Source organism: Pontibacter qinzhouensis (assembly GCF_008017455.1).
Lineage (GTDB): Bacteria > Bacteroidota > Bacteroidia > Cytophagales > Hymenobacteraceae > Pontibacter > Pontibacter qinzhouensis.
The window spans coordinates 1-7,686 of sequence record NZ_VRTY01000162.1 but is presented as its reverse complement, the minus strand read 5'-3'; the positions used below and the strand labels follow the sequence as shown (position 1 = coordinate 7,686).

7 protein-coding genes are annotated in these 7,686 nt (G+C 46.6%); 6 read left to right on the top strand and 1 reads right to left on the bottom strand.

Annotation, left to right across the window (positions count from 1 at the left end; all coding sequences use genetic code 11):
- Positions 1–404: 404 nt before the first annotated feature.
- The gene (locus tag FVR03_RS23235) at positions 405–1,658 is read left to right on the top strand and encodes an aspartyl protease family protein (protein WP_147924169.1); all 1,254 of its coding nucleotides are present in this window, start codon (positions 405–407) and stop codon (positions 1,656–1,658) included.
- Positions 1,659–1,811: 153 nt separating this feature from the next.
- Here the strand turns inward: FVR03_RS23235 and FVR03_RS23230 are convergent, their stop codons facing one another.
- On the bottom strand, positions 1,812–2,096 hold the full coding sequence (locus FVR03_RS23230) for a hypothetical protein (RefSeq protein WP_147924168.1): 285 nt from the start codon (positions 2,094–2,096) through the stop codon (positions 1,812–1,814).
- Positions 2,097–2,668: 572 nt separating this feature from the next.
- Here FVR03_RS23230 and FVR03_RS23225 point away from each other — a divergent pair.
- From FVR03_RS23225 to FVR03_RS23205, 5 genes are all read left to right on the top strand, one after another.
- Complete coding sequence (locus FVR03_RS23225; RefSeq protein ID WP_255474375.1) at positions 2,669–3,313, top strand: GNAT family N-acetyltransferase; 645 nt, start codon at positions 2,669–2,671, stop codon at positions 3,311–3,313.
- Between the two features lie 9 nt (positions 3,314–3,322).
- Positions 3,323–4,522, top strand: a complete 1,200-nt coding sequence (gene argG, locus FVR03_RS23220; protein ID WP_147924167.1) for an argininosuccinate synthase — start codon at positions 3,323–3,325, stop codon at positions 4,520–4,522.
- Positions 4,519–5,520, top strand: coding sequence for an N-acetyl-gamma-glutamyl-phosphate reductase (argC, locus tag FVR03_RS23215; RefSeq protein ID WP_147924166.1), 1,002 nt, complete (start codon positions 4,519–4,521; stop codon positions 5,518–5,520). The genes argG and argC overlap by 4 nt, the downstream gene beginning before the upstream one ends.
- Positions 5,521–5,734: 214 nt before the next feature.
- Positions 5,735–6,862: an aspartate aminotransferase family protein gene (locus tag FVR03_RS23210; protein WP_147924165.1), complete on the top strand. Its 1,128-nt coding sequence runs from the start codon at positions 5,735–5,737 to the stop codon at positions 6,860–6,862.
- An 11-nt stretch (positions 6,863–6,873) separates the two neighbouring features.
- A partial coding sequence (locus FVR03_RS23205) for a Rossmann-fold NAD(P)-binding domain-containing protein (protein WP_147924164.1) occupies positions 6,874–7,686 on the top strand: 813 nt, incomplete at its 3' end.

Sequence of the window (7,686 nt, the reverse complement as noted above, 5' to 3'; positions counted from 1 at the left end):
CTCCATGTAAATAGCTCTATTTCAATCAATTTACAGCTTTCTTAGCCATTAAACAAGTGCCTAATTCAATAGAATAATTCAGGATAGTCAGCTGCCGGCCTGGTAACTGCACTAAAATTATTACACTGTAGTAGGTACCCGTATTCCGGCTGAAGCAACAGACCAATGCCTCCTGCATAACAATAGATATGTTATGCAGCTATCTGGGGTTGGTTACTGATCTAATTGTTTTTGCTGCTGTAAGTCAAGCTGCCTGGTTAAGGCTGGTTTTTTATGTTTCAAAGTTAGAACATTTATATTTTTAGTTAAATTATTGCTTAAATCTGCGATTGAACGTATAGATAAAGTACTGTGTTAGCTAAATAACGCATGTTAGTTATCTTCAGAATTTCTAGTGTTTGATCATGACAAAAAAAGGTCTTTTCACTTTAGTTTGTCTTTCGCTCTTCCTGCTGTTAGAGGTAGAGAGCCATGCTCAAAAATTAGCTGCCCACGATACCGTTGCTTTCTCTTCAAACCGAAACAGTGTTATTCTACCGTTTCATTTTATTCATAACCTGATCATTATTCCCGTTCAGATAAACGATTCTCCACCGCTTAACTTCATTCTTGATACCGGTGTAAAAAATATCCTGATTACGCACCTCTACTACACCGACTCTCTTAATCTGAATAATACGACCGAAATTGAGATTAAGGGGCTAGGTACAGGCGACACGCTGAAGGCTTTTTACTCACAAGGCAATTCGCTAAAGATGAAAGGTATTGCAGGCGAGAACCAGGATGTGTATGTGCTGAAAGAAGATATTTTTCATCTGTCGTCCAGAATGGGGATGCCGGTTCATGGCATAATCGGCTACGACATCTTCAAGAATTTTATTGTTAAAATTAATTACAGCTCCAAGCACCTAACTTTGTTGCGCCCCGATGTTAAGCTTAAGCCGCCGAAACGCGGAGAGGTTTACCCGCTGCACCTGGAGCGCGACAAAGCTTATATTTTTGCGCATGTGCGGCAGCATAATGGCGATACCATTCGGGTTAAACTGGTGGTCGATACAGGTGCCAGCCATTCGCTCTCGCTGTACCTGCCGAGCAATTCGCAACTGGCATTGCCACCAAAGGTCATGGAAGCCTACCTGGGCCGTGGCCTGAGTGGCGATATAAACGGCAAAATAGGGCGCATCAACAGCTTTTCTATTGGCAGGCATGAGCTTCAGAACTTACCGGCTTCCTACCCAGACGAAGCCTCCATTCAGGCAGCCATGAACATTTCAGACCGTAACGGCAACCTGGGTTCAGATATCCTGAAGCGGTTTACTGTTATTTTCGATTACCCGCACAGCCAGATGACCTTAATTCCAAACAAGCGTTACAAAGAACCATTTAACTACAACCTGGCTGGTTTTGAAGTAGGTGCCCCCGTTATCGGCATGAAATTTTATGAGGTAGCGCATGTGGTGGATGGATCTCCTGCCCATGCTGTAGGCCTTATGCGCGGCGACCAGATTCTGAGCATTAATGGCCAGAGTTGTTTTGAAATGTCGCTATCCGACATTTTGGGGTATTTAGAGAAAGGCCCAGGTAAAAAACTTAAACTGAGGCTTTACCGCGAGAATGAAGTGAAGTATGTGGTGCTAACGCTCCAAAACCGCATTTAATGATTGCTTAGCCATCCGTCGCACTCACGCGTACAGCTGCAAATCAATTCGTCTGAATTATTCAAATCAAAATGCCCTTCAGAAGAAAAAAGCATGATTTTAATCTAAGGGTGCGGCTTTTTTTACTGGCCTCTAATTTTTTTAGAACTAGATTTAAGGCTTTACCTCCTGTATATCAAGCACAATTTGCAGGAAAAGCAGCAGAACAGCTAGCGCAATCAGGAACAGGCCGGCATAGAATCTGGCTTTAGGTACAGGTTGCAGGTAAGGATTGCCTTGTGCATCTAGTTTGGTCAGTTTATAATCGGTGAGCAGGAGCCCGTTGCCGAAGCTCAACCAGATGGCAGATAGCAGAACGTCGCGGTAAAACAGCAGCGATACCGTACCGATAGCAGAAAACAATAGTCCAAAAAATACGCGTAGCGTCAGGTTTTTCATAAACAGGTGCAGAACTGAGCGGCAAGTTAGGCTTTTACATTAAAATAATCTGCCACTTAAAGGCACTTAATCTCTGCACCTGCTGTTTCTGGCATTAGAGTTGTAAGAAACTTCTTAGGGTTCTTAGCCTGCAAAGCGCTAAAGCCATTTATAGAAAGTTTTTTGCTGTAAGATTTAAAAAAATCGTTTTAACATTTGTATTTCCCAAAAATTATAAGAAACATTTGTGCTTATAATTGGTATAATCAAAACAAATACCACTACTTAAATCAAAAAATGAAAAAAAAGCCGGTTTTATCATCTTATATGATAAATCATTCCTCTAACAGGAATGCGTCTTTTTCTATCCTATCAAGTAGGGTAGTTTTTAGGGCACCGCAAATGCTGTTTTGCTACAGGCCCTAGGCCGATGCGCTTTCCGATTACCTACGCAGTAATCATTCCTCCATCTACTTCTATTACATCGTTTTAATAATTGCGCTGGAAAGTGCAATTATTCGATTCGTATTATTCGTACTATCTTTTTTGGTTCATCAGCTGTGTAAGGCACAGTCATTTTATATTTCACGATTATGAGCAACCAGTCAGGTTTCATTATCACCGTTGCCGATGGGCAACATATCTCATACGCACAACAGATCTGCGATGAGATGGAATCGTCTGCAAAAGCAAGAGGTACCGGCATTGCCAAGCGTTCACCTGAGTATCTGACTCAGAAGATGCTTGAAGGCAAAGCCGTGATCGCGCTGGAGGAAAATGGCAAGTGGGCAGGATTTTGTTATATAGAAACCTGGGGCCATGGGGAGTATGTGGCTAACTCAGGCCTGATTGTGTCGCCTGACTTACGCAAAAGCGGTTTGGCTAAACAAATTAAAAAGAAGATATTTGAACTTTCGCGCACTAAGTACCCCAAGGCCAAAATCTTTGGTCTTACCACTGCGCTTGCCGTTATGCGGATTAACTCTGAGCTTGGTTACACACCTGTTACCTACTCGGAGCTGACCGACGATGAAGCATTCTGGCAGGGTTGCAAAAGCTGCGTGAACTTTGAGATTCTGACCATGAAAGGGCGTAGCAACTGCCTGTGCACGGCCATGCTCTTCGACCCGGCAAGAGAAAAAAAGCCTAGTGCCGCTATTGAACAGAAGGCTCCCATAGCGGTAAACCAGAACGTGGAGCACGTAAGAAGCTCAGACCTTGAACTCGTATATCAATAAACCCTAAGAATGAAAGATAAAGTAGTATTAGCCTTTAGTGGCGGACTAGACACATCGTATTGCGTGAAGTACCTGAAAGAAGAAAAAGGGCTTGAAGTGTATTCGGTGTTAGTAAATACAGGCGGTTTTTCAGAAGAAGAGCTGAAAGAGGTAGAGGAAAGAGCTTACTCTCTTGGCGTGAAAGAACACACCACCCTCGACGAAACTGCATACTACTATCAGAGCTGCATTAAATACCTTATTTTCGGTAACGTTCTTAAGAATGGCACATATCCTCTATCTGTTAGCGCTGAGCGCGTGACGCAGGCCATTGCGGTGGCCCGGCATGCCCAGCAGGTAGGTGCTTCTTTTGTGGCGCACGGTAGCACGGGAGCTGGCAACGACCAGGTTCGCTTCGATATGATTTTCCAGATGATGATACCGGATGTGGAGATTCTAACCCCGATCCGCGATAACAGATTATCCAGAGAAGAAGAAATAGAGTTTCTGAAGAAATACGGCGTAGAATACGATTATAAAAAAGCGCAGTACTCCATCAACAAAGGTATCTGGGGAACATCAGTAGGCGGGAAGGAAACCCTGACCTCGCACCTGCCATTACCCGAAGAGGCTTACCCGACGCAGCTGACAAAGCAGGAGCCGGAGCGTGTTTCGCTTCATTTTGAAAAAGGCGAACTGGTTGGTCTGAACAACAAAACCTACGCCAGCCCGGTAGAGGCCATTCAGGCGCTGCAGGAACTGGCCGGGCCTTTTGCGATTGGCCGCGACATACACGTAGGCGACACAATTATTGGTATTAAAGGCCGTGTTGGATTTGAAGCAGCCGCACCACTTATAATTATAAAAGCGCACCACACCCTCGAAAAGCATGTGCTGACCAAATGGCAGCTATACTGGAAAGACCAGCTGTCGGCCTGGTATGGTAACTGGCTGCACGAAGGCCAGATTCTGGACCCGACCATGCGCAACATCGAAGCTTTTCTGCAGGATACGCAGCAAAACGTAACGGGCAAAGTAGATGTGCTGCTGGCACCTTACCGTTTCCAGGTAGAAGGTATTGAGTCGGGGCATGACCTGATGTCGAGCAAGTTTGGCAGCTACGGTGAAATGAACAACACCTGGAGCGGCGAAGATGTAAAAGGCTTCTCTAAAATATTCGGAAACCAGTCCGTGATGTACCATAAAATCAACGGATCGACACTAAAATGACAGATAAGATAAAGGCAGGCATTGTGGGTGGAGCAGGATACGCAGGCGGAGAGTTACTTCGCCTGCTCTTACTCCACCCACAAGTGTCTTTAGCGTATGTGCAAAGCCGCAGCCAGGCAGGCAAACCTGTTTCAGAAACACACCCTGACCTGCTAGGCGAAACTGATATGGTTTTCTCAGCTGAAGCTGATGGCGACGTGGATGTACTTTTCCTGTGCACCGGCCATGGCGAGGCAAAGAAATTCCTGGCGTCGGCCACTGTTCCTGCTTCAACTAAAATCGTGGACCTGAGCCAGGATTTCCGCTGGAACGAAGGCACGGAGACGGCTGCCGTAGAGGCAGAAGAAAGAACATTTACGTATGGCTTACCCGAACTTCAGCGCGAACAGATTCAGCAGGCACAGCACATTGCTAACCCCGGCTGCTTTGCTACTGCCATACAGCTTGGTTTGTTGCCATTAGCTTCTGCAGGCCATTTAACTGCCGATGTGCATGTGAGCGGTATTACCGGCTCTACCGGTGCCGGCCAGAGCCTGAGCCCGACTTCTCATTTTAGCTGGCGCACCGAAAACGTGAGCACGTATAAAGTAATGAGCCACCAGCACCTCCGCGAAATTAAGCGCAGCCTGCGGCATTTGCAGCCGGAGCAGGAGGTGGCTATCCATTTTGTTCCGTATAGGGGGCCATTCTCCCGTGGCATTTTCATTACCTCTTACCTGCCAACGCAGCTTAGCCTGGAGGAGGCGCAGCAACTTTATAGGCGGTTCTACGAGTTGCACCCGTTTACGTTTGTAACCGAGCATAACCCTGATCTGAAGCAGGTGGTGAATACAAACAAATGCGTGGTGCACCTCCAGAAGCACGGCGATATGCTCGTGATTACAAGCATGATCGACAACCTGCTGAAAGGAGCCGCCGGTCAAGCAGTGCAGAACATGAACCTGCTTTTTGGCCTCGACGAAACTGCTGGGCTTAAACTAAAACCAGCCGCTTTTTAAATTAATTGTATTTGTTTTTTGTTGATTTTCTTTTGGTCGAATGTCGGCCAAAGGCTTACAGTTTATTGGGCCACGGAAAAAGTATGCAGCTGTTAATGTTGCTTGGAAGATAGGAGCAGTTGGAGTAGCGGAAGGAGCGTACCGAAATCAACCATCTAACCATTTAACAATTAAACTATCTAACAATTAACAACCACCAAACAGCCATCAAAAGATGAATCTTTTTGACGTATATCCTCTTTTCGATATTGAACCTGTTAAAGCTTCCGGACTGAAGGTTTGGGACAAGAACGGGGTGGAGTATCTTGATTTATACGGTGGCCATGCCGTTATTTCTATCGGCCACAGCCATCCTGCTTATATTAAACGCATACAGGACCAACTGCACCAGATCGGGTTTTACTCGAACGCTGTAAAAATGCCGCTGCAGGAAGAGTTAGCTGAAAAGCTCGGCCAGATGAGTGGCTACGAGAGCTATAGCCTTTTCCTGTGCAATTCGGGAGCAGAAGCCAACGAAAATGCCCTTAAACTTGCTTCGTTCCAGACGGGCCGCAAGCGCGTAATTTCCTTTACAAACTCGTTCCACGGGCGTACATCAGCTGCAGTTGCCGCTACCGATAACCTGAGCATAATTGCGCCGATAAACGAAACCGATAACTTCCTGTTTCTGCCATTCAACAATTTAGCCTCAGTACAAGAAGCTTTTGCGAAAGAGGCTTTTGCTGCTGTTATTATAGAAGGCATCCAGGGAATTGGTGGCGTTTACATTCCGGACACAGGGTTCCTGGAAGCTGTAGCCTCGCTTTGCAAAGAAAATGGTGCTCTGCTGATTTTAGACGAAGTACAATCGGGCTACGGACGCTCGGGCAAATTCTTCGCTCACCAGTATGCGAACGTATCCCCCGATATTATTACAACAGCCAAAGGCATGGGCAATGGCTACCCGATTGGTGGCGTGTTGATCGCTCCACACATTCAGGCAAAACATGGCATGTTGGGTACAACTTTCGGAGGAAATTACCTGGCTTGCGCTGCTGGTCTGGCAGTGCTGGAGGTGATGGAGCAGGAAGATTTGATGAACAATGCCATCGCTATCGGCAATTACCTGATGGAGGAGCTTCAGAAGCTGGAGGGCGTGAAGGAAGTGCGCGGGCAGGGACTGATGATAGGTGTGGAACTGCCGGAGCCATGCGGCCCGGTTAGAAGCAAACTGCTGCACGAGCACAAGATTTTTACTGGTTCTGCAAACAATAAAAATACCTTACGCCTGCTGCCGGCGCTATCTGTAACCAAAGCGGATGCAGATCAATTTCTGGAAGCCTTTAGAAACTTACTTTCTTAACTCGTAGCACTATGAAAAATTTTACTTCTGTGTACGATGTAGCCGATGTAGCCGCACTCGTAAACGAAGCACTTGAACTGAAGAAAAACCCATTAGCCTATAAAGAACTAGGAGCCGGCAAAACGTTGGGTCTCATATTTCTGAACCCAAGCCTGCGCACCCGCCTGAGTACCCAAAAGGCGGCGCTAAACCTGGGTATGAACGTGATGGTGATGAACCTCGATAAAGAAGGCTGGGCACTGGAGACGCAGGAGGGAGTAGTAATGAACGGTACTACAGTAGAGCATATTAAAGAAGCTGCTGCCGTTATGGGCCAGTATTGCGATATTCTGGGGCTGCGCTCATTTCCGAAGCTGCAAAGCAAAGAGGAAGACTACAGCGAAGACATCCTGAACAAGTTTATAAAATACACCGGCATTCCGATTCTGAGCCTGGAGTCGGCTACGCGGCACCCACTGCAGAGCCTAGCCGATTTGGTTACAATATCGGAGCAGAAACCTACAGGTCGCAAACCTAAAGTGGTGCTTACCTGGGCGCCTCATGTGAAGGCGCTGCCACAGGCGGTACCAAACTCTTTTGCCGAATGGATGTGTGCTGCCGATGTCGATTTTGTGATCACGCACCCCGAAGGCTATGAACTGGAAAGCAGTTTTACAGCAGGCGCAACAATAGAGTACGATCAGGAGAAGGCGCTGCAGGATGCTGATTTTGTTTACGTGAAGAACTGGTCGTCTTACAAAGAGTATGGCAAGGTGCTGTCGGAAGGAGAGGGCTGGATGATGACGAACGAAAAACTGGCGCTTACGAATAATGCTGGCGTTATG

Excerpts from the sequence above, each read along its gene's own strand:
- FVR03_RS23235 (WP_147924169.1), top strand. The coding sequence starts at position 405 with ATGACAAAAAAAGGTCTTTTCACTTTAGTTTGTCTTTCGCTCTTCCTG.
- argG (WP_147924167.1), top strand. The coding sequence starts at position 3,323 with ATGAAAGATAAAGTAGTATTAGCCTTTAGTGGCGGACTAGACACATCG.
- FVR03_RS23225 (WP_255474375.1), top strand. The coding sequence starts at position 2,669 with ATGAGCAACCAGTCAGGTTTCATTATCACCGTTGCCGATGGGCAACAT.
- FVR03_RS23230 (WP_147924168.1), bottom strand. The coding sequence starts at position 2,096 with ATGAAAAACCTGACGCTACGCGTATTTTTTGGACTATTGTTTTCTGCT.
- FVR03_RS23210 (WP_147924165.1), top strand. The coding sequence starts at position 5,735 with ATGAATCTTTTTGACGTATATCCTCTTTTCGATATTGAACCTGTTAAA.
- argC (WP_147924166.1), top strand. The coding sequence starts at position 4,519 with ATGACAGATAAGATAAAGGCAGGCATTGTGGGTGGAGCAGGATACGCA.